This window comes from Haloferax marinum (assembly GCF_009674625.1).
GTDB lineage: Archaea > Halobacteriota > Halobacteria > Halobacteriales > Haloferacaceae > Haloferax > Haloferax marinum.
On sequence record NZ_WKJQ01000001.1, the window covers coordinates 2,068,260 to 2,088,062 of the forward strand.

22 protein-coding genes and 1 tRNA gene are annotated in these 19,803 nt (G+C 61.8%); 8 read left to right on the forward strand and 15 right to left on the reverse strand.

The window, feature by feature from the left end; genetic code table 11:
* Positions 1-105 precede the first annotated feature (105 nt).
* From GJR99_RS10530 to GJR99_RS10545, 4 genes are all read right to left on the reverse strand, one after another.
* Entirely contained in the window at positions 106-1,026 is a 921-nt protein-coding gene (locus tag GJR99_RS10530) for a DMT family transporter (protein WP_151111924.1), read from the reverse strand.
* Between the two features lie 326 nt (positions 1,027-1,352).
* Positions 1,353-1,634 carry a DUF6360 family protein gene (locus GJR99_RS10535; RefSeq protein ID WP_151111926.1) on the reverse strand — a complete coding sequence of 94 codons (282 nt, stop codon included), beginning with the start codon at positions 1,632-1,634 and terminating at the stop codon, positions 1,353-1,355.
* 1 nt (position 1,635) lies between these two features.
* On the reverse strand, positions 1,636-3,408 hold the full coding sequence (locus tag GJR99_RS10540) for a nitrite/sulfite reductase (RefSeq protein ID WP_151111928.1): 1,773 nt from the start codon (positions 3,406-3,408) through the stop codon (positions 1,636-1,638).
* A 90-nt stretch (positions 3,409-3,498) separates the two neighbouring features.
* Positions 3,499-3,819 (reverse strand): hypothetical protein, encoded by a 321-nt coding sequence (locus GJR99_RS10545; protein ID WP_151111930.1) that lies wholly within the window; start codon positions 3,817-3,819, stop codon positions 3,499-3,501.
* A gap of 304 nt (positions 3,820-4,123) precedes the next feature.
* Here GJR99_RS10545 and GJR99_RS17475 point away from each other — a divergent pair, with 304 nt between their 5' ends.
* The gene (locus GJR99_RS17475; protein ID WP_191967107.1) at positions 4,124-4,288 is read left to right on the forward strand and encodes a hypothetical protein; all 165 of its coding nucleotides are present in this window, start codon (positions 4,124-4,126) and stop codon (positions 4,286-4,288) included.
* Positions 4,289-4,355: 67 nt separating this feature from the next.
* Positions 4,356-5,027 carry a DUF7119 family protein gene (locus tag GJR99_RS10550; RefSeq protein ID WP_151111932.1) on the forward strand — a complete coding sequence of 224 codons (672 nt, stop codon included), beginning with the start codon at positions 4,356-4,358 and terminating at the stop codon, positions 5,025-5,027.
* Here the strand turns inward: GJR99_RS10550 and GJR99_RS10555 are convergent.
* Positions 5,015-6,259, reverse strand: a complete 1,245-nt coding sequence (locus GJR99_RS10555; RefSeq protein ID WP_151111933.1) for a M20/M25/M40 family metallo-hydrolase — start codon at positions 6,257-6,259, stop codon at positions 5,015-5,017. The genes GJR99_RS10550 and GJR99_RS10555 overlap by 13 nt on opposite strands.
* A gap of 84 nt (positions 6,260-6,343) precedes the next feature.
* On the opposite strand from GJR99_RS10555, the gene GJR99_RS10560 reads away from it, so the two are divergent.
* Both GJR99_RS10560 and GJR99_RS10565 read left to right on the forward strand, forming a co-directional pair.
* Positions 6,344-6,417, forward strand: a tRNA-Lys gene (locus GJR99_RS10560).
* 251 nt (positions 6,418-6,668) lie between these two features.
* A complete protein-coding gene (locus GJR99_RS10565; RefSeq protein ID WP_151111935.1) occupies positions 6,669-7,433 on the forward strand; it encodes a hypothetical protein in 765 nt (254 codons plus the stop codon).
* A gap of 130 nt (positions 7,434-7,563) precedes the next feature.
* Here GJR99_RS10565 and GJR99_RS10570 read toward each other — a convergent pair whose 3' ends face one another.
* From GJR99_RS10570 to GJR99_RS10590, 5 genes are all read right to left on the reverse strand, one after another.
* Positions 7,564-7,704, reverse strand: coding sequence for a hypothetical protein (locus GJR99_RS10570; protein WP_154325979.1), 141 nt, complete (start codon positions 7,702-7,704; stop codon positions 7,564-7,566).
* A gap of 173 nt (positions 7,705-7,877) precedes the next feature.
* Positions 7,878-8,189 carry a ferredoxin family protein gene (locus GJR99_RS10575; RefSeq protein ID WP_151111937.1) on the reverse strand — a complete coding sequence of 104 codons (312 nt, stop codon included), beginning with the start codon at positions 8,187-8,189 and terminating at the stop codon, positions 7,878-7,880.
* Entirely contained in the window at positions 8,186-9,553 is a 1,368-nt protein-coding gene (locus GJR99_RS10580; RefSeq protein ID WP_151111939.1) for an FAD-dependent oxidoreductase, read from the reverse strand. The genes GJR99_RS10575 and GJR99_RS10580 overlap by 4 nt, the downstream gene beginning before the upstream one ends.
* Positions 9,550-10,560 carry an electron transfer flavoprotein subunit alpha/FixB family protein gene (locus GJR99_RS10585; protein ID WP_151111941.1) on the reverse strand — a complete coding sequence of 337 codons (1,011 nt, stop codon included), beginning with the start codon at positions 10,558-10,560 and terminating at the stop codon, positions 9,550-9,552. Before GJR99_RS10585 ends, GJR99_RS10580 begins: the two co-directional genes overlap by 4 nt.
* Complete coding sequence (locus GJR99_RS10590; RefSeq protein WP_151111943.1) at positions 10,561-11,340, reverse strand: electron transfer flavoprotein subunit beta/FixA family protein; 780 nt, start codon at positions 11,338-11,340, stop codon at positions 10,561-10,563.
* Positions 11,341-11,484: 144 nt separating this feature from the next.
* Between GJR99_RS10590 and GJR99_RS10595 the strand changes: the two genes are divergently transcribed.
* The 3 genes from GJR99_RS10595 to GJR99_RS10605 all read left to right on the forward strand — a co-directional run bounded on the left by GJR99_RS10595 (position 11,485) and on the right by GJR99_RS10605 (position 13,453).
* Entirely contained in the window at positions 11,485-12,096 is a 612-nt protein-coding gene (locus tag GJR99_RS10595) for a universal stress protein (protein ID WP_151111945.1), read from the forward strand.
* A gap of 702 nt (positions 12,097-12,798) precedes the next feature.
* Positions 12,799-13,041 (forward strand): hypothetical protein, encoded by a 243-nt coding sequence (locus GJR99_RS10600; RefSeq protein ID WP_151111947.1) that lies wholly within the window; start codon positions 12,799-12,801, stop codon positions 13,039-13,041.
* Positions 13,042-13,060: 19 nt separating this feature from the next.
* Positions 13,061-13,453, forward strand: a complete 393-nt coding sequence (locus GJR99_RS10605; protein WP_151111949.1) for a hypothetical protein — start codon at positions 13,061-13,063, stop codon at positions 13,451-13,453.
* A gap of 67 nt (positions 13,454-13,520) precedes the next feature.
* Here the strand turns inward: GJR99_RS10605 and pepF are convergent, their stop codons facing one another.
* Both pepF and GJR99_RS17975 read right to left on the reverse strand, forming a co-directional pair.
* Positions 13,521-15,320 carry an oligoendopeptidase F gene (gene pepF, locus GJR99_RS10610; protein WP_151111951.1) on the reverse strand — a complete coding sequence of 600 codons (1,800 nt, stop codon included), beginning with the start codon at positions 15,318-15,320 and terminating at the stop codon, positions 13,521-13,523.
* Positions 15,321-15,402: 82 nt separating this feature from the next.
* Positions 15,403-15,558 (reverse strand): DUF7563 family protein, encoded by a 156-nt coding sequence (locus GJR99_RS17975; RefSeq protein WP_449271629.1) that lies wholly within the window; start codon positions 15,556-15,558, stop codon positions 15,403-15,405.
* Between the two features lie 109 nt (positions 15,559-15,667).
* Between GJR99_RS17975 and GJR99_RS10615 the strand changes: the two genes are divergently transcribed.
* Positions 15,668-17,005 carry a M28 family metallopeptidase gene (locus tag GJR99_RS10615; RefSeq protein WP_151111953.1) on the forward strand — a complete coding sequence of 446 codons (1,338 nt, stop codon included), beginning with the start codon at positions 15,668-15,670 and terminating at the stop codon, positions 17,003-17,005.
* A 21-nt stretch (positions 17,006-17,026) separates the two neighbouring features.
* Here the strand turns inward: GJR99_RS10615 and truA are convergent, their stop codons facing one another.
* From truA to hisS, 3 genes are all read right to left on the reverse strand, one after another.
* The gene (gene truA / locus GJR99_RS10620; RefSeq protein ID WP_151111955.1) at positions 17,027-17,842 is read right to left on the reverse strand and encodes a tRNA pseudouridine(38-40) synthase TruA; all 816 of its coding nucleotides are present in this window, start codon (positions 17,840-17,842) and stop codon (positions 17,027-17,029) included.
* Positions 17,843-17,905: 63 nt separating this feature from the next.
* Positions 17,906-18,355 (reverse strand): universal stress protein, encoded by a 450-nt coding sequence (locus tag GJR99_RS10625; protein ID WP_151111957.1) that lies wholly within the window; start codon positions 18,353-18,355, stop codon positions 17,906-17,908.
* Positions 18,356-18,490: 135 nt separating this feature from the next.
* A complete protein-coding gene (hisS, locus tag GJR99_RS10630) occupies positions 18,491-19,786 on the reverse strand; it encodes a histidine--tRNA ligase (protein WP_151111959.1) in 1,296 nt (431 codons plus the stop codon).
* Positions 19,787-19,803: the final 17 nt, after the last annotated feature.

The window sequence follows — 19,803 nt, forward strand, 5'->3', positions numbered from 1 at the left end:
TGTCGGTTAACTTATATATGGTGGAACGGGCCACGTTTGCTGAGCTCACCCGCTGTAATCAGCACATCACGACTGCCAAAATCGAAAATTCCAACAGCGCTCTTTTTACTCCGTCTCTGCGGGCCGTCTGACCGTCGTCCCGAAGATTCGAGCCACGCTCTCGCGTTGGACCAGCAGGAAACCGGAGACGATGACGCCGAATCCGAGAATCGTCCCTGCCGAGATAGACTCGCCGAGGAACGCCCACCCGGAGAGCGTCGCGACGATCGGCATCGCGTAGGCGACGAGGTTCCCTCGAACTGGCCCTGCCTCGGCGAGGAGCGCGAAGTACACCGGGTACGCCGCTGCCGTCGCCGGCATGCCGACGTAGAGGATGGCCGCGACGATGGTCGGTGACCACGCCACCTGCGTGGGCGACTCGCCGAGTCCCAGACTCACGGCGTGGATACCGACGGCGGCGACCACCATCGCCCACGCGGTGAGCGGAATCGTCCCGATAGTCGGGCCGACGCGTTTGAGCAGAACGGTCCCGAACGCGACAGAGAGTGCCGCGCCGACGACGAGCGCCTGCCCGACGCTCCCCCCACCGAGGGCGCTCTCCGGACCGACGATGACGACGACGCCAGCGAGGCCGAAGAGGATTCCCACGGCGTCAACGGCGGAGATGCGCTCGTCGTCGAGGAGGAGCATCGCGAACACGGGGGAGACCACCGGCATGAGACTGTACATGACGGCGGCAGCACCGGTCGTCGCGTGTTGCTGACCGAGGAAGAGCAGCACGTTGTTCGCTCCGAGGACGAACGCGGCGCTCGCGAGGACACCGAGAACGTCGGCACGGCTACGCGGAAGCCAGTAGCCCCCGCGAACGGCGACGAGCGTCAAGAGGACGATAGCAGCGACGTCGACGCGGAAGGCCGCAAAGAGCACCGGTGGAATGCTTCCGATGGCGGCTTTGATACCGACGAACGAGGTGCCGAACAGCACCGCCGCCGCGACGAAGAGGACGAGGGTCCGGTGACGACTCACGCCACCACCCCCCGCGCTGTGACCGGCGTTCGATTCGCCGGGTGAGCGCGGGAGGTGGAGAACGGTCGACGGGCAATGCGAAGACTGCGTGAAGGCCTCGTCAATATCACATGCCACTATTCTGTGGTCGTGGTCATATGTCTATCGCTCTCGCAATTTGCTGGACGAATCCATATCGATTGTGAACGATTGGCTCGATTTGTGTGAAAAATCAAGATAAAAACCACCATGGTCTGTGTTGTCACTGGGCGCTAGCGACTAGTGAAACTGCTCGGCAGGAAACTACACTGTAGACCGTCGAATTCGAGAGAAAAGCGGACTGTGGGTCAGTCGTCGGTCGCCGCTTCGACTCGCTCGGCGTGTTTTTCGAGGTCGGCCGCCAGCGTCCGTGCCTCGTCGGGTGAGAGTATCACCCGGTCTGCGTGGGGTGGGAGCGTGTCGAGTTGTGTCCCGTCGAGTTCGAGTTCGAGTGTGATGGCGTCGGGGTCCTTCCGCGGCGAGGTGACGTCGAGCACCGCGAACGCGGATTCGTCGAAGCCGTGGCCTTCTGCGGTCCCTTCGAGTACGTCGAGGGTCGTGTAGGCGTTGACCTTCAGGATGCGGTCCATCTCAGTCGTCACTCGTGATGGGCGTCCCGTCGGCGAGACTCGGCGCGGGACTCCCGTCCAGACTGTCGTCTTCGGCGTAGGGATACCACGTGCGCTTCGTGTTGTGCATCATCGGGTCGTCGTAACTGGTCTCTTCGGGTTCGACCAGTTCGGCCAGTTCGTCGTCGTCGTGGCGGCGGACGAACTCGCGGAACGTCTCGTCGCCCTCGCGCTGGTCGTCGAAGTTGGCGAGGAGGTTCGCGATTGCACCCGGTACTTCGTCCACGGGGACGCGCTGGGTGACCCACCGGGCGAACTGCGGTTCTTCGCCGAGGCCGCCGCCGAGGCCGACGTCCAGTGCTTCGACCGGTTCGCCGTCTTTGCGCGTCTTCATGCCGCGGAGACTCACGTCCGCAATCTGCGGTTGCGCACACGAGGCCGTACATCCCGAGAGGTGGACGTGGAACTCGTCGACTCCGTCGGGAAGTTCGACGTTCTGCTTCAACCAGCGGGCGAAGCGTACCTGTCGGTTCTTCGTCTCTACGATGGAGAGCGAACAGAACTCGGTGCCCGTACAGGCGACCGACCCACGCATGAACGGCGAGGGGTCGGGCGAGTAGTGTTCCAGCAGGTCTGCTGCGAGGAAAGCGTCGAGTTTCTCGTCCGGCACGTCCGGGACGATGACGTTCTGACGCTGGGTTAGTCGGGCCGCACCAGACCCGTACTCCTCTGCGAGGTCTGCGAGTTCGATGACGTCGTCTGCGCCCATGCGTCCGACGAGGACGTTCAGGCCGACGAAGTTCGACCCGTCCTTCTGGTCGTGGACGCCGAGTAAGTCGTTGCGACCCTCGCCACCGGCGTTGTAGGTGTACTGGTCGCGTACGTCCTCGCCGGCAGTCTCCAGTTCGAAATCCACGTACTCTTCTTGGAGGACGCGGCGCAGTTTCTCGGGCCCCCACTCGTCGACGAGGAACTTGATGCGGGCGTTGTAGCGATTCTCGCGGTCACCGTGGTCGCGGAAGAGTGCCGAGAGCCCCCCAGCGACGGCGGGGGCGTCCTCGGGTGCGACCCACACGTCGATGTCGCGGGCGAAGCGCGGTTCGTTGCGGGCGAGCCCGCCACCGACGCGGACGTTGAAGCCAACCGTGCGCTCTCCACCTATCTCTTTGTACGCCGGTTCGAGCGCGAGGTCGTTGATGTCGCCCTGTCCCGACCCGTCTGGCGTGCCCGTCACCGACACCTTCCACTTCCGCGGGAGGTTCGAGTGGTCGTCGTTCCCTTTGAACGTCTCGTTGAGTTCTCGGATGACCGGCCACGCGTCGACGACTTCGGTGGCGTCGTCGCCGGCCATCGGGTTGCCGACGATGTTCCGCCACGAGTCGCCACACGCCTGCTGTGCCGAGAGGCCGTTGGCTTCGAGTTTCTCGAAGATGTCGGGGACGTCTTCGAGTTTTATCCAGTGGAGTTGAATCGACTGTCGGGTGGTGAAGTCGGCGTAGGCGTCACCGAAGAGAGGGTTCGTTCCCGGTCCCGTAGCGTACTCCTTTGCGACCTCACCGACCACACGGAGTTGTCCGGGTTCCAACCGGCCGTTCGGCGTCCCGATGCGCAGCATGAAGTACGACTCCTGGCCGTTCCGCTGGTGGTAGAGGCCCCACCATTTGAAGCGCTCGAACCACGCGTCTCGCTCGTCTTCGGGGATGGACTCCCACCCTTCTTCTGCGAATCGGAACAGGTGCTCTCGAATCTCGGTACCGTAGACTTCTGATTTCCACCGTTCGACGTCCGTAGGCATTCGTACGACTCACATGTGTGTCCCGACGTAAGGCCGCGAGCGTACCGTCAACCCTTCCCGGTGCTGGCAAACACAGGCAAAAAACACCTCCTAATCGTGGGCAGTCTCTCGAACCGCGAGTACGGACCGTTCGCGGTCGATATCGGTGAACTCGCCGTCCGAGAGTCGACCGACTGGAATCCATCCGGGAACGCCTGTCTCACCGCAGGCGATACACTGGCCGTACACTTTCGCGTCGATGGTTCGTCCGTCGACACCGACAGCGAGAACGTTCTCGACGACGAAATCGGGGAGGTCGCAGGCACAGAACGCGGGCGCATCGAGACGCCAGAGTTCGCTGACGCTCACCTCTCTCGCGTCGTTCACGGAGACCCACGCACCGTCGTCGAGGACGCGCAACGAGACACTCATAGCTCCCAGTCTGTGTTCTGGGTACCTATGCTGGACGGCGGACGCAATCCCCGCAGGAGGGCGCGACGGGACATCTCAGCACAAACTGGACTCTGTCCGGCGGTTTTGTCGTTCGAGCGCCGTCTGAGGTAGGGGCAACCCGTTCCGCTAGCCGGGAGTGGGGGTACACATTACAGGTGCGGATTCCCTTATCTGGATGCCTCCCAACTGTGCCGACGATGAGTGACCATCGAACCGCCGTCCGACAACACGCCTCCGCCGACGCCGCCCCCGAACTGTTCGACACCGAACTGGAGGAGTCGGCATGACTGGCGAGGCAGAACTCGAAACCGAGCGGACTACCGAATCCGAGAGCGAGACGGGAACAGCCGCCGAAGAGAGAGACGTCACGTCTCACCTCGACGACCTCGAAGACGGCGCTGGCTGTACCGAAATCTGGTCACACCTCTCGGAGTCACGAGAAGAGTGAGCGCTCGCGCGTGGTCCCCGCCACTCAGGGGGATATTTTTAACCGAGAACGCGGAACCGACTCGTAGATGACGAACGACGAACACCGACGCTCCCAGCGGGTCCCGGCCGACAGGCGAGAACCTGTCGGTGAACCTGTCGTCCGTGGCGACCCCGCTGTCACGGGCGAGCGCGCTCGCGAAGCGGTCGGATTCGACCCCACCGACCCCGAGAGTGTCGAAGAGGCCGCTCGAACAGTTCGCTCGTTCTCCGAATCCTCGGCGGGCGACGACCACGTCCTCATGCTCCGTGGTGCCGCCGCCTGTGCGGCCCTCGTCCGTGGCGTCGGGTCGTACAAACAGGCAGCAGAGATGGCCGGTGGCGACGTCACCGTCTCGTTCATCCGCAAGTGGGCCCGCGTCCACGACCTGCCGCAGTCGGTCCGTCGGCACGTCGCCCGCGGGCATATCGCGCCGACGGCGGCAAAGCACATCGCCCGCGTCTCCGGTGACGCACGACTCTACCTCGCGTGGGCGACGCTCGACGGCGACCTGACCGTCCGGGAAGTTCGTCGCCTCGCGAGTGAGGTCAACGACGGAACCTCGGCCGTCGACGCTCTCACCGACCACGGCGTCGACGTCGGGTCGCTCTCGGTGTCGCTCCCGCCTAGCGTCTACCTCGAACTGCGCCGTCGCGCCTCGTTAGAGGACGCTGAACCGGGCGACGTCATCGCCGACGCACTGACGGATTACTTCGACTGAAGGAACCGCCGTGCCGTCTCGCGAATCACGCCGCGAGCAGTCTCGACTTCGGCCCACTCTATCGTCTCGTCTGGGAAGTGTGCCTGGTCGATGTTCCCCGGACCGAAGACGACCGTCGGGATGCCCGCTTCGACGTAGAGTCGTGAGTCCGCGCCGTAGGTCGCACCCACCGGTTCGTCGTCGAGCGACTCGTCTCGGAGTGCGTCTCGAACTGCCCCGACGACTGGTTCGTCCGGGTCGATTTCGGCGGGTTCGAACTGGATGGAGAACCGCTCGAACGTCGGCGGGTGTTCGGAAAGCCACTCGTCGTCGGCGACGACTGACGCCAGTCGCTCCTCGAACGCCTGTTCGACGTCGGCGACGGTCTCTCCCGGTGCGACGCCCAGTCGCCACTCTGCGGTGAGCGTCCCCGCCACGCTCGACGCCCACGACCCCGCCTCGACGCGGCCGACACAGACTGGCCACGGAATCGGATAGTCGTACAACGGATGTGAGACGTGTTCGCTCCGCTCTGCTTCGAGTTCGAAGAACGCCTGCCGGATGGTCTCGAACTTGGGCAGCACGTCGACCCCACGCCACCGTGAGGCGGCGTGGGCGGTTCGCCCGGTCACGTGGAGTCGTTTCATCACCGTTCCCTCGGTGGCGACGACCGGTTTGAGTCGCGTCGGTTCGGCAACCAACGCGGCGTCGCGCTCGAACGGATACGGATTGTCGAGCGCGGCGGCGGCCGCGCCGATGCCGCCTTCTTCTTCACCGACGACGCTCTCGACGACGACCCGGCCGTCCACGTCGACGTCTCCCGACTCGACTGCCTCCTTCAGGTCGAGTGCGGCGAAGAGACACGCGGCGAGTCCCGACTTCATGTCGGCCGCACCGCGAGCGCTGACCGTCCCAGCGTCGTCGTCCCATCGAGGGAGGAACGGCTCGTGGGTCCACAGTTCTGCGTCGGCGGGGACCACGTCCACGTGCCCGTTGAGGACGAGGGTCTTCCCGGCGTCTGGCTCACCGAACTCGAGGACGCCCGCGACGCTCGGCCGGTTTATCGTGTCGATGTCGTCGGGGTCGTCGGGAAACGACGGATGGTCACTGAGTCGCCGCGGGTTGGCGCTCCACTCGTACGTCTCGAAGCCGAAGTCGTGCAGACGGTTCTTGAACCACGTCTGTGCGGGTGCTTCGGCCCGTGCGACGCTCTCGAACCTGAGGAATGTATCGACGAAGTCGCGCAGTTCCATACATGGTAGACGGCAACGGGGTACATAGAAAATGGGGGAACGAAAATAAACGCTTATCAGTATCCCCACTTAAAGAAAGTTCGAGGGCTGGTAGCTCAGTTAGGCAGAGCGTCTGGCTTTTAACCAGACGGTCGGGGGTTCAAGTCCCTCCCAGCCCGTTTCTACACTTCTGAGCGATTGCTGACCACACGGTTGGTATGCTGAGAGTAATCAGTTGGTGGCTCTCGTTGGTGCTGGCTGGTGGTTCTCTGTAGACATGTTGAAAATCACCAGCCATTGGTAGTTTGTTGCAGCAGTGCTGAATACAGGGTACGTATCTCGCAAAGATGAATCTGTAGAGGAGTGCCCTTGGAAAGCCAATGTGGTTCAAACAAAGAGACTAAATTCTTGTGGGTAATCTGAGGGGTTAATGGTTGGTTTTTCTCTCAGCACATTTGTTCCACACGAATTACACTTCGGCTACGAAGTGGGCAAAATAGAAGACCGCGATCGTATCTCAGAAGAGTACGGCATTCCATGGGATGCGCCATCCCCTCCGATAGCGGTCCAGTTTGCTTCTGAACAAGATACCTTACAACCAGTGTATCCAGAACTCTTGCAAACTTTCGTCCCGGGCGATTCAGTAAGACGGATTCGAGAGTCTGACGACTGGTTTTCCACATTCACAGACCTGGTCGATGAATCGCTCCAGAATTTGAAAGATGATACCTCCAACGATCCAGTCTCAGAACTACGACAGAAACAAGAATCAATGGAGGAGGACGGGCCATTTCAGGCGTACGGCCACGACCCAAAACGGTACTCCCCACAAGATTGGATAAAATCGGAGATAGCGACCACTGTTGCCCCAGTATTTCGAGGAACGGTCGAACCTGAGCAAGTTTTCTCAGAGGAAGTAGAGTACCGCGGCGAATCGATGACACCTCGTGATGGACGAAAAGAGGTTGTCGTCGAAAAACTATGCAACAATCCGAATGGGAGATTAGCTCGAGATATAGTGAAATTTGAGGTCGACGATTGCAGCGAGTTTTTCAAAGATGCTTGGACACCATCGCTCGTACTTAGAAGGCTAATGCATAGTGGTATAGAACCAACATCGATAGAGCATACCGTCGAATTCCCACGTGAGGCTCCTCCGTACGAGGAAACGATTTCTGTACTCATCGGTGTTTGATGATTCAACCGTCACTGGGAAATTGCATCGGGCGCTCGACCAATAGCCTGTAACGGTTACTCGGGGTTGCCGGATTAACCTGTACGCGCGTGAAGTGCACGATACGACGCGTTTACCGCTACCGGCGCTCTCACCGCTTCCGTATCTCCGCTTTGACCGGCGGTTCGACCACCGCGAGTTCGTAATACTCACCGTCCTTTCGGAACCCGAGGACGACCTCTTCGACGCCGGATTCTTCACCCAGCTCGATTTCGAGATGTTCGTTTGACATTTTCTACTATCGTGTCGTTGGCTATCAGATGGCAAAAGCGTTATTCGAAGACTGCGTGAGTGTCTGATTCAGTAAAACGACTGCTGAGTAGTCGATTCTCTCGGGGACGTACGAGTACCGCCTGCCACTCCATCGACGTCAAAAAAGAGGCCGCAAACGCGTGCCGTCGCCGTCTATCCTTGTTTGAACACGACGCCGCCGCCGGTCTTGGGGTACTCCCACGTGACGTTGTCGTGGGGGCATCCGAACCGACAGGTCCCGCATTCGAGACAGTTCTCGTAGGCGATGTGCGGGACACCGTCGCCGTCTTCTTCGACGGTCCAGACGGCCGCTGGACAGACCTTTGCACACTCGTTGGTGGTGCAGTCTGTACAGACGTCGGGATTTGCGACCCCGAGGTGCGACTCGCCTGCGTCACGATATTTGACCGTGTAGAGACGGTCCTCGATGCTTACGTCTGGAACCTGTGGTTGTGCCGTACTCATGATAACATCCTCCGGAAGCGCCACGCGCGTTTCGCAGCACCGAACCACCCACCTGCTGCTTCGAGGAGGCGGTCACGTGCCGCGTCGGTGTGTTCGTCTTTCGACGTGCGGTCCATGCTGAAGTACTCCGTCTCGGCGTCGGCGAGTGCCCGTGGGAGGTCCTCGAAGAGGAACTCGCGGTCGTCTGCGATGGTCTGTTGGAACCAGTCGTAGTGCCGCAGGTTCTCGACGACGAACGAGTTTTCGAGGTCACGCGGGTAGTCGGCCAGTGCCGCTTCGTCGCTGCGGTCGTCTGCGAGTGCAGAGACGATGGCCTTCCCGGCGTGGAAGCCACTCTCGACGGCCATGTTGGTCCCTTCGAGGTGGACACCGTTGTTCAGAACCAACCCGGCGGCGTCGCCGACGACGACGGCCCCGTCGTGGACGAGGTCCGGCATCGCGTCGGCCCCGCCTTCGGGGATGACGTGTGCAGAGTACTCGATGCGTCGGCCACCACGGATGAGCGGGGCGACCGCAGGGTGCGATTCGAAGGCATCGAGTGTCTCTTCGGGCGTCTGCCCCTGTGCGGCGTCTTCGACACGGTAGGCGACACCGACACTGACGGTCCGTTTGTTGGTGTAGACGAACCCACCGCCGACCGCTTGGCCGACAGCACCATCACCGAAGTAGTGGTAGGCCGCACCGGCGTCACCGTCGAGGCGGAACCGGTCGTCGATGGTGTCACGGTCGAGTTTGAACACTTCTTTGACCGAGACGGCCACGTCTTCGCGGTCCGGACTCTCTTTGAGGTCCGCGCCCTCGCTGACGAGCGAGTTCGCACCCTCTGCGAGGACGACCACCGGGGCGCGAATCTCGCCGTCCGGCCGGTCGGTCTCGACGCCGACGATTTTCTTTCCGTCGCGGATGAGGCCCGTCACCGTCGTCTCGGTGATGAGCGTCGCACCCGCTTCGACGGCTTGCTTGGCGAACCACTCGTCGAACCGCCGTCTGATGACGGTGTACGAGTCGTTGTGTGGCTCGTCGCGCCACGCACCGGGCCGCACCGAGACGGCCGTCTCGTCACCGTCAGCGGTGAGCATCGAGAAGCGTTTCTCGGCGATGTAGCGCTCGGTCGGTGCGCTGTCGATGTCGACCAACTCGCGGATAGTCGGCGTGTAGAGGACGCCGCCGAAGACGTTCTTCGTCCCCGGTGCAGGCCCGCGTTCGAGCATCAGCACGTCGAGCCCCTCGCGGGCCATCGTCAGCGCTGCAGCAGTCCCCGCGAGACCGGCACCGACGATGATAGCGTCGTAGGCGTCGTTGTAGTCTGGCGTCTCGGACACCATCTTCGGCAGTTGCAGGCTTTCTGCTCCGTTTGCGCTCATGCTGGTACCTCCTGTTTCTCACGAATCATCGCAGTCAGTTTCGGCAGGACTTCGTGGAGGTCACCGACGATTCCGTAGTCGGCGTGGTCGAATATCGCCGCGTTCGAGTCGGTGTTGATAGCAACGACGTAGTCGCTGTCGTTCATCCCCTCGAGGTGCTGGACAGCACCCGAGATTCCGGCGGCGATGTAGAGGTGCGGGCGGACGGTCTTGCCCGTCTGGCCGACCTGTCGTGCCGGTTCGACCCAGCCTTCGTCGACGGCGGCGCGACTGGCGGCGACTTCGCCACCGAGCGCCTCGGCGAGTTCGGCGATGGGCTCGAAGTTCCCCTCACATCCTGCACCACCGGCGACGACGACGTCGGCGTCGGTGATATCGACCACGTCGCCGACGACGCGTTCGATGACTTCCGAGAGCGTGTCTTTCTCCTCGACGACGACCTCGACTTCTTCGATGGCGTCGGCATCGACGTCCACCTCGCCAGGTTCGCTGGCGTCGAAGACACCGGCGCGGACGGTCGCCATCTGTGGACGGTGCGACGGACATTTGATGGTCGCCATCGCGTCACCGCCGAAGGTCGGGCGACTCGCGAGGAGTAACCCTTCGTCGTCGACGTCGAGTTCGGTACAGTCGGCGGTGAGTCCGGCGTGTGCCGGCACGGCGACGCGACCTGCGAAGTCGCGGCCGGTGTGCGTCCCGCCGATGAGGACAATACTCGGTTTACGCTCTTCGACCAGTGCGCGGAACTGCTCGCCGTAGGGGTCGGCACGGTACGGTTCGAACACTTCGTCGTCGGCGACCAGTGCGTGGTCGGCACCGCGTGTGAGTGCTTCGTCGGCGAGGTGGGCGACGTCGTGGCCCATCACGAGTGCGGTGAGCGGCTCGTCCATCTCGTCGGCGAGTTCGCGGCCTTTCGAGAGCAGTTCCCACGAGACGGGTGCTGCTTCGCCGGCGTGCTGTTCGACGAAGACCCAGACACCTCGATACTCGTCGATATCGACTGTCATTCAGAGTACCTCCATGATGTGTTCGTACAGTTCGTCGACGTCGTCGACGCGTTCGCGCTCACGCTCGACCGGCGAGGCGGTGTCCATGCCACCGACTTTGGTCGGTGAGTTCGCGAGTCCGACTCGGTCTTCGATGCCGAGGTCGGAGGCGTTCCACTCGACGGGTTCGAACTCCGTCTCGGCGAATATCTTCCGGTGTAACCCTGCCGGTCGCGGCCGGTTCGCACCGAACTCCATCGCCACGACGACGGGGAGTTTGGCCGCGACGCGTTCGTAGCCTCCCTCGACGTCTCGCTTTCCGACGAGGACGCCCTCGTCTGGTCGAGGTTCGAGCTCTTCGACGTAGGTGAGTTGCGACCACTCGTTGTGGGCGGCGATGCCTGGCGGGACCTGTCCGGTCGAAGAGTCGGTGCTCTCTTCACCACAGATGACGACGTCTGCGTCGAGTTCGTCTGCCGCCCTGGCGAGTGCGAGGCTGGTCGGCCACGTGTCACTCCCACCGAATGCGCGGTCGGTCAGCAGTACGCCGCCGTCAGCGCCGGCACCGACAGCCGTCTGGAGGACGGCCTTCGCCGGAGGTGGACCCATCGTTATCGCGGTCACTGTTCCCCCAACCGCTTCGCGGAGTGCGAGTGCGGACTCGACGGCGTTTTGGTCGGGTCTGTTCAGGACCGCAGGGGCGTCAGACCGGTTCAGCGTCCCTGTGTCGGGGTCGATCGTGACGTCGTCGGCGTCGGGTACTTGTTTGACGCAGACGACGATGTTCCATCCGTCATTCATGATTAGACGGCGCCGTCGTATGCGGCGCTCGGGACGAACTACGTACTCCGGATGTACATACCGGGGCGGTCATTCTCGAAAAATAGGAACGGAATGTGCGCTATTATTCCCTGGATATCCTACATCCCTTCAGGAGGGTCACCAATGTACACTCATATCCTCGTCCCAGTCGATGGCAGTCCAGAAGCCGAAAATGCGGCGGGTCACGCGGTGCATCTCGCCAACGCGGTTGGTGCAGAAGTGCACGCACTGTACGTCGCTGGCGACCAGTCTGCCGACGAATCGACAGCGAAAGCAGTCGCAGATTGCGGACGACGCGCCCTCGAAGAAGTCCGTGAGCACGCGGCGGAACACGACGTCTCAGTGGATACGACCGTCGCCGAGGGCGAACCCGCCCAGACGATTGCCGACTTCGCCGAGACGACCGGTGCGGACCTCGTCGTCATGGGGACCCACGGCCGCGACGGCGTCGACAGACTGCTCAACGGGAGCGTCGCCGAACGTGTCGGCCGCCAGGTCTCTGTTCCCGTGATGACACTTCGGCTAGGCGAGGGGCGGCAGTCGGTGACATCACCACTCGAAGCCCAACGAATCGCCCGTGAGAAACTCGAAGTTACGGGACACGAAGACGCAGTCATCGAGTCGCCGTCTCACCAGCGAACGGCGTGGGTCGTCCACGCCTCCGACGACAGAGGCGAGTACAATATCCACATCAACAGCGCGTCGGGACGGGCGAAAATCGTCCAACTCGGCTGAGAGCGCTCGTTTTCTACGCTTCGAGGTCCATCAACTCGGCCGCTTCGTCGAGGAACGACTCGGCAGCGAGTACAGTATCGGTTACTGTGAGCTCGCTCACGCCCGAGGGTAACTGAAGAAGAGATAACGGGACGGTAGTGCAATCGGCTACTTCATATAGTACATTACTCCCCATGTGATTTTCCGTGACTGCTCGTCAGCAACTCGGCTAGATGGACAACAGATTTTTATAATAGTTTCCTCGTCATGCACCGCTCAGCGATTAGAAACGAAGGGGTTGACTGGGAGTCAAGACCCCCACATCTAGGCCAACTCACTGTATGGGAAGTGAGGATATATATTTGTTGTACTCTCCCCGGAATGAGAAATTCAACCACCGATTTATTTCATAATGAGTCATAGTGCAAAATGGGCCATTGGGGCATTCAAACCCTCGAAAAGGGCATTCTATATTTTCACAAATTCCTCAGATTTAAGTACCTACTCTGCGTGGGTTAATACGTAGTCGAGCGGAGCAGGACTCCCCACATCTAGGCCGTGTGGACTGTTCCTCGTTCCGTCGGCTCGGGATCCAACCGTGACCACAAGTACTCCACACCCTATCGACAGTGACCACTCTACAACCACCGCCGCACATACCCACACACTCGGCGGCAGTTATACGACGCTGAATGGATTTCGGTGTCTCTGTCAGGAGGACGAATGAGCGTTAGTGCTCCGTCTCCGACAGAACACGGGCGTCTTCGGTACACCCAGCGGGCGGGCGTGACTGCCCCGCCAATTCACCAAGCGTGGACGGAAGGCGAATCAGTCGAACTCGGAACCCACCGTGATTACGAAACTGCACGGCTACACGAAGAGACTGGTGTAATCCTTCTCGAACGCGACCGGTGCATCATCACTGTGCTGTTAGCAGCGTACGAGAACATCGTATCAACTGAGTAATACCAAACAAAACCCAACAATGCTACGACAGAACCCACTTACCGATGCCGACATCGATTTCGAACCCCCTGCGACCTACCGAGAGCACCTCGCCATCCTCGAGGAACTCTACGCAGATCTGCATGGTGCGTCTCACCCACTCATCGCCGCCCGTGAACCGTACTCTCAAACTGACATCTCTCTCGGTGACTTATTCCCCACAGCGGTCATTAACACTCACTCAGAGCACGAGGACTGGGAAGGCGTCACAGAGGCAGGACCATACAACTCCAGTACTGTGAATAACAAGTACTCTGTGGCGTCTATGCCTCAGGAAGCACTTGATGAACTCGTCACCACAGAGACGGAGTTCGAGTCAGCCGCTACGCTGATCGATGCAGCCATCGATTTCCATCTCGCAGTAGACGAATAGTGCCAACTGTCGCCGCGAAACGACGCCGCCCACCGAACCGACCCCGGTGAGAGTGCGATTTGACCTTCTATTCGAGGTCCATCAACTCGGCCGCTTCGTCGAGGAACGACTCGTACACCGACATCGCGTCTTCTATCGGTTCGGGTTCGGTCATGTCCACACCCGCCGTCTTCAACACGTCGAGTGGGTACTCGCTTCCACCGAGCGCGAGGGCGTCGCGGTACTCTGCGGCGGCAGACTCGCCTTCGTCGCGGATGCGTTCGACGATAGCCGCGGCAGCAGAGATTCCTGTCGCGTACTGATAGACGTAGTAGGAGTAGTAGAAATGGGGTATTCGAGCCCATTCACGAGCGATGTGGTCGTCTGTCTCGGCCGGCGCGTAGTACTCGGCTTTCAGGTCGCCGTAGAGTTGGTCGAAGCGGTCCGGAGTGAGTGCACCGTCTGCCTCGACGATTTCGTGAATCTGGAGTTCGAAGTCCGCGAACATCGTCTGGCGGAACAGCGTCGAACGGAACCGTTCGAGATACTCGTCGAGGACGTGCATCCGGAGTTCGTCGTCTTCGACGTTCTCCAGCAGGTACTCGGTGAGGAGCGTCTCGTTGACCGTCGAGGCGACTTCGGCAGTGAAGATGTCGTACCCCGCGTCGTGCCACGGTTGGGCGTCGTTGGCGAGTTCGGAGTGCATCGAGTGGCCCAACTCGTGGGCGAGCGTGAACATCGAGGCGGCGTCGTCCTGGTAGTTCATCATGATGAACGGCTGGGTGTCGTAGGTTCCAGACGAGAACGCCCCCGCGCGCTTGCCGCGGTTCTCGTAGACGTCGACCCAGCGGGTTTCGAGGCCCTCGGCCATCCGCGACTGGTACTCCTCTCCGAGCGGTGCCACTGCTTCGACGATGTACTCTTTGGCCTGCTCGTACGAAATCTCCGGCCCGTGGCCACCGGTGAGCGAGACGTAGAGGTCCCACATCTGCAACTCGTCGGCACCGATAGCCGCTCGCTTCAGTTCGGCGTGCCGGTGGAGGTGCTCGAGGTTGTCACGAACGGTTTCGAGCAGGTTGTCGTACACTTCGACCGGCACGTTCGGACCGTCGAGTGCGGCCTGTCGGGCGGTGTCGTAGTTGCGGATGCGTGCTTTCTTCACGTCGGCTTTGACGCTGTTTTTCAGCGACGACCCGACGGTGTTTCGCACGTCTTTCCACGTGTCGTAGAACTCCTCGTGGACGGCCCGCCGGAACGCTCGGTCGGGGTGTTTCTGGAGTTTGGTGAAGTTCCCCTGCGTAATCTCGACGGACGTGCCGTCGGGCTTTTCGACGGTCGGAAACTCCAAGTCGGCGTTCGCGAGCATGGAGTAGATGTCGCTCGGCGAGCCAGTTACGTCAGAGAGGTCGGCGAGGACTGCTTCCACTTCGGCCGACCGCGTGTGTTCTTTCGTCCGAAGGACGTCGTCGAAGTGGTGTTGGTAGGCTTCGAGCGCCGGTTCTTCGGCGACGAACTCCTCGACTCCCTCACGGCCGAGTTCCTGTATCTCGGGGTCGAGATAGCTGACAGCGCTTCGCGCTTTCGACGCCAGTGCTTCTGCGCGTCCGGCCTGCGCTTGGTACTCTTGGTTTCGCGTATCTTCGCTGCTGCGAAGGTTGGCGTACGAGACGACCATCGAAACCTCGCGGAGCACCGACTCCATCGTCTCGAGGAGTTCGAGAAGCGTCTCGGGGTCCTCCGTCGAGCGCCCCTCGTACGCTTCGAGTTCGGGGATGCGCTCGGCAACGTCCTCGTAGGCGGCCTCCCACTCGTCGTCGGAGGTGTAGATGCTGTCGAGGTCCCATTTGTACTCCTCGTCGATGTCGCTCCGCTCGGGAACCGAACTCATGTCTCACCTGTCGTACGGGCGGGTGGTAAGCCTTGTCAATCGACTGCCGGCGAGGAGAAGAGTGGGCGAAGCAGCGTCGAGATTAGTGTCGTGTCGCTCTCGCTTGTCGTACCTGCGCACCGTCGCGGACCATATCCTCACAGTGAGGACAGACTCGCGGCTCTTCCATGCCCTCTGGTGCAAACACCCTCACATACCCTTCCGTAACGAAAGAACCGCAGTTCTGACATTGTGGCATGGTACCTCGCCGTACCACGTCGGATTAGTTAGAAGTTATGCACAACTTATATATCCATGTGTCTGACATGGGGCACAAACCACTTGGACTCCCACAGTGTGAGTGAGGCATGAACGACCTCTCTCCGGCGGCCCGTGCGGCGTTCGCTCGAACGTGGACAGACGGCAGACCGTGGGAGTTTCTCACCCAACTGACCGCACTCGGCGACCGGATGGCGGGCGGCGACGGCGACGCTCGTGCGGGCGACATCGTCGCGGACGCCTTCGCAGACGCCGGCGTCGAACACGTCGAGTTCGACACCTTCGAGATGGCACACTGGACGCGCGGCGAGACGACGCTCGAACTCACTGCTCCGGACGAGCGGTCGTTCGAGGCTATCGCACTCCCCTACTCCCCGGCGGCAGACGTCTCTGGCCCACTCGTCGACGCGGGATACGGGACGCCCGCCGAAATCGACGACCACGACGTCGAAGGCGCCATCGTCGTCGCCAGTACGACCACACCCGAAGGCGGACGGTTCGTCCATCGGGTCGAGAAGTTCAACTACGCCATCGACTCCGGTGCGAAGGGATTCGTCTTCGTCAACCACGTCCCTGGGCAACTCCCGCCGACTGGCACACTCCGATACAACGAAGAAGCAGTCGCACCCGCCGCTGGCGTGAGCAAAGAGACGGGTGCGTGGTTGCGTGAGTACGCGACCCGAGGAGGAGAGGCCCGCCTCACTATCGACGCCAGCACGGAACCCGGTGAGAGTCGAAACGTCGTCGGCCGAATCGGGCCAGACACCGACCGAGAACTCGTGTTCTGTGCGCACTACGACGCCCACGACACCGCCGAAGGTGCACTGGACAACGGGTGTGGCATCACCACTGTCGTCACTGCGGCCCGAATCCTCGCGGCGATGGACCTCGAACTCGGTATCCGCGTCGTCGGTGTCGGTGCCGAAGAAGTCGGCCTAATCGGCGCAGAACACCTCGTCGAGACACTGGACCTCGACGGCGTCGCCGCCGTGGTGAACGTCGATGGCGCGGGGCGATTCCGTGACCTCGTGGCGATGACGCATTCGTCCGACGCGATGGCCGACGTCGCCGAGACTGTCGCAGACGAGACGAGACACCCGATTCGCGTCGAGTCCGAACCCCACCCGTTCAGTGACCAGTGGCCGTTCGTCCGGGCGGGTGTCCCCGCGGTGCAACTCCACAGCGACAGCGGGGAACGTGGCCGCGGGTGGGGCCACACGCACGCGGACACACGAGACAAAGTAGACGACCGGAACGTCCGCGAACACGGGATGTTGGCCGCGCTTCTCGTCCGTGAACTCGCAGCGGCCGCTGCGGTCGACGAGATTCCGCGACTCGACGACGACGAACTCGTCGCCGCATTTCAGCAGGCAGACTTCGAGACAGGGATGAAGGCGGCGGGAATCTGGCCCACCGAGTGGGAGTAATCTCTTTCGGCGGCCTTCGTCTCACTCCGCACCGTCGATTCCATCCCGGATTCGCGTTCCGACGCGCCACCCGATTCGGTCTGCCAGCGCTCGCTCTGTGAACACTTCGACGGCGCTTTCGGCCGCGTCTGGGTCGACATCGAACTCGACACCCGGATACTCGACGGCCGTGAGGACGAGCGGTGTCGGCCGCGCAGGCGGCACACCGTCCGGTCCCTTCAGGTGTTCTGCGCCGAGTACGTCGGCTACCTTCGACATCGGGGCCGACCCCGACCCGACGACCTGAAGCAACGAGACCAGTCGGCGGACGAGTTCGCGGGCGAATCCACCCGCTTCGACACGGACGAGGAGAAAGTCGCCATCCCTGGTCAGGTCGCCGTCGATGGTTCGGACGGTGTTGTAGTCGTCGGGGGTGAGGTTGTGAAAGTCGTGTTCACCGCGGAGGGTGTCGAACGCCTCGGCGGCCCGTTCGTCGTCGAACGATTCGACCGGCGCGTAGAGGTCGTAGACGTACTCTCGACGGTTCGGTTGGTGTCTCGCGTGGAAGTCGTCGGGTACGTCGGCGGCGGCCCACGCTCTGACGGTTCCGGGGAGTTCGGAGTTCAACGCCCGTGGCGTACACCAGTCTGGGCACTCGAATGCGACGGTCTGTGCGAGTGCGGAGACGCCCGCGTCGGTTCGGCCGGCGGCGGCGTATCCCGTCGGCACCGCGTTCGACTCACAGACTCCGAGAGCACGACAGGCATCGAGAATCGCATCTTCGACGGTCGGGACGTCCGGCTGTCGCTGAAAGCCGTAGTACGGGCGGCCGTCGTAGGCGATACGGAACACGCGCATCGAAACGGAGTTCACCGCCGCTGTACTTAATCGGCCCACTCTGACGACGGCGTGTCTGTGTGGCTATGCGTCTTCTTCGAACGGTTCTTCCTCACCGCGAATGGTGAGGATGGGGACGTCCGTCATCCGAAGGACGCGTTCGGTGACGCTTCCGATGAGGTATCGCTCCAGTCCGCGACGGCCGTGGGTTCCCATGACGACGAGTTCGATGTCGTGTTCGTCAGCGTATCGGAGGATAGCGCGGTGTGGCGACCCGTGTTCGACGGCCGTCACGACGTCGACGTCTGCTCGTTGGACCACTTCGGCAGCCTCCAAGACGATCTTTTCACCTTCTTTTTCGTAGGCACGGACGAGGCCACCGGCGTCGAGTTGGGTCGCGTGGAGGACTCGCTCGTCGACGACGTAGACGACGTGAATCGTCGACCCGATGGTCGACGCCAGGTCGATAGCCTGTTCGAGGGCCGATTCACTCGGGGCACTCCCGTCGACGGGGACGAGAATCGTGTTGTACATCTCGGTTTTCGATATGCTGGGAGGAGAGAAAAGGACGTTCGCCAGAATCACTCTGCGAGAATCGACGCCTCGAGGTTCGTACGCGAGGAAATTCACTCCTCACGTGTCGGAGACGGACCGAATGCAGGGGCGTCTCTACTCGTAATCGACGTAGGTCGGTTCGTCCAAGTCGCCTGGGAAGTCGTCGACCGGTGCGGTCGTCTGGTCGCCAGACTCCATGTCTTTGATGGTCACTTCGCCGTTCTCTAAGTCACGTTCGCCGACGATGACGACGGTGCCGGCGTTGATGGAGTCGGCGTAGGACATCTGTGCGCCGAAACTCCGACCGGAGACGTCGACTTCGACGACGTTACCTGCGGCGCGGAGGTCACGGGCGATTCGTGAGGCGACGGTTCGGGTGTCGCCCACGGTGAGGATGTAGTACTCCGTCGTGAGTTCTTCTTCGGGCCAGACGCCGGCACGCTGACAGAGCAGTTGGAGTGGGGCGGCACCGATGCCGACACCGACCGCAGGCGTGGGTTGGCCACCGAACGATTCGATGAGGTCGTCGTATCGGCCGCCGCCGAACGCCGCACGAGAGACCTCGCCAGTCGAGTCGAAGCACTCGAAGACGACGCCCGTGTAGTAGTCGAGGCCGCGAGCGGTCGTCAGCGAGACGTGACAGAACTCGCCCGCACCGAAGTCCTCGGCCGCCGCGAGGACGTTCTGGAGGTTCTCGACTGCCGCCTCGACGTTCTCGCCGCCGAACTCTGCGATTTCGTCGAGGTCGCCACGTTCGAGGAGGTCGGCGAACTCGTCGGCTTGGTCGTACGAGAGACCCGCATCCGAGAGCAGTCCGAGATACTCTTCGCGTTCGACTTTCTCGGATTTGTCGACGGCGCGGACGGCGTCTCGAACGTCTACGTCGGCGTCGAACGACCGGAGGAGGCCGCCGAGGATGTCGCGGTGGGAGACGCGGAACTCGAAGTCGTCGGCGGTGAGGCCGAGGTCGGTCAGGGCGTCGGCCGCGAAGGCGAGAATCTCGGCGTCTGCCTCGGGTTCGGACGACCCGAAGATGTCTGCGTTCGTCTGGTAGAACTCGCGGAACCGGCCCTGTTGGACCTGTTCGTAGCGCCAGAACGGGCGCGTCGAGACCCACTTGATTGGCTTCGATAGCGCCTGCTGTTTGGCGACGACCATCCGGGCGACGGTCGGCGTCAACTCGGGGTTGAGAGTGACGTTGCGGCCGCCTTTGTCTTCGAACGCGTACAGTTCTTCGACGATTTCCTCGCCGGACTTGTCGACGTACATCTGCGTCCGTTCGAGGTACGGCGTCCCGATTTCGCGGAACCCGTAGCGAGCGGCGGTCGTCTCGACGGTGTCGAACACCTTGCGTCGAGCCGACATCTCCTCGGGGTAGAAGTCACGAAATCCCTTGAGTCGGTCGTACATGCCCAGTCGTTGGCGAA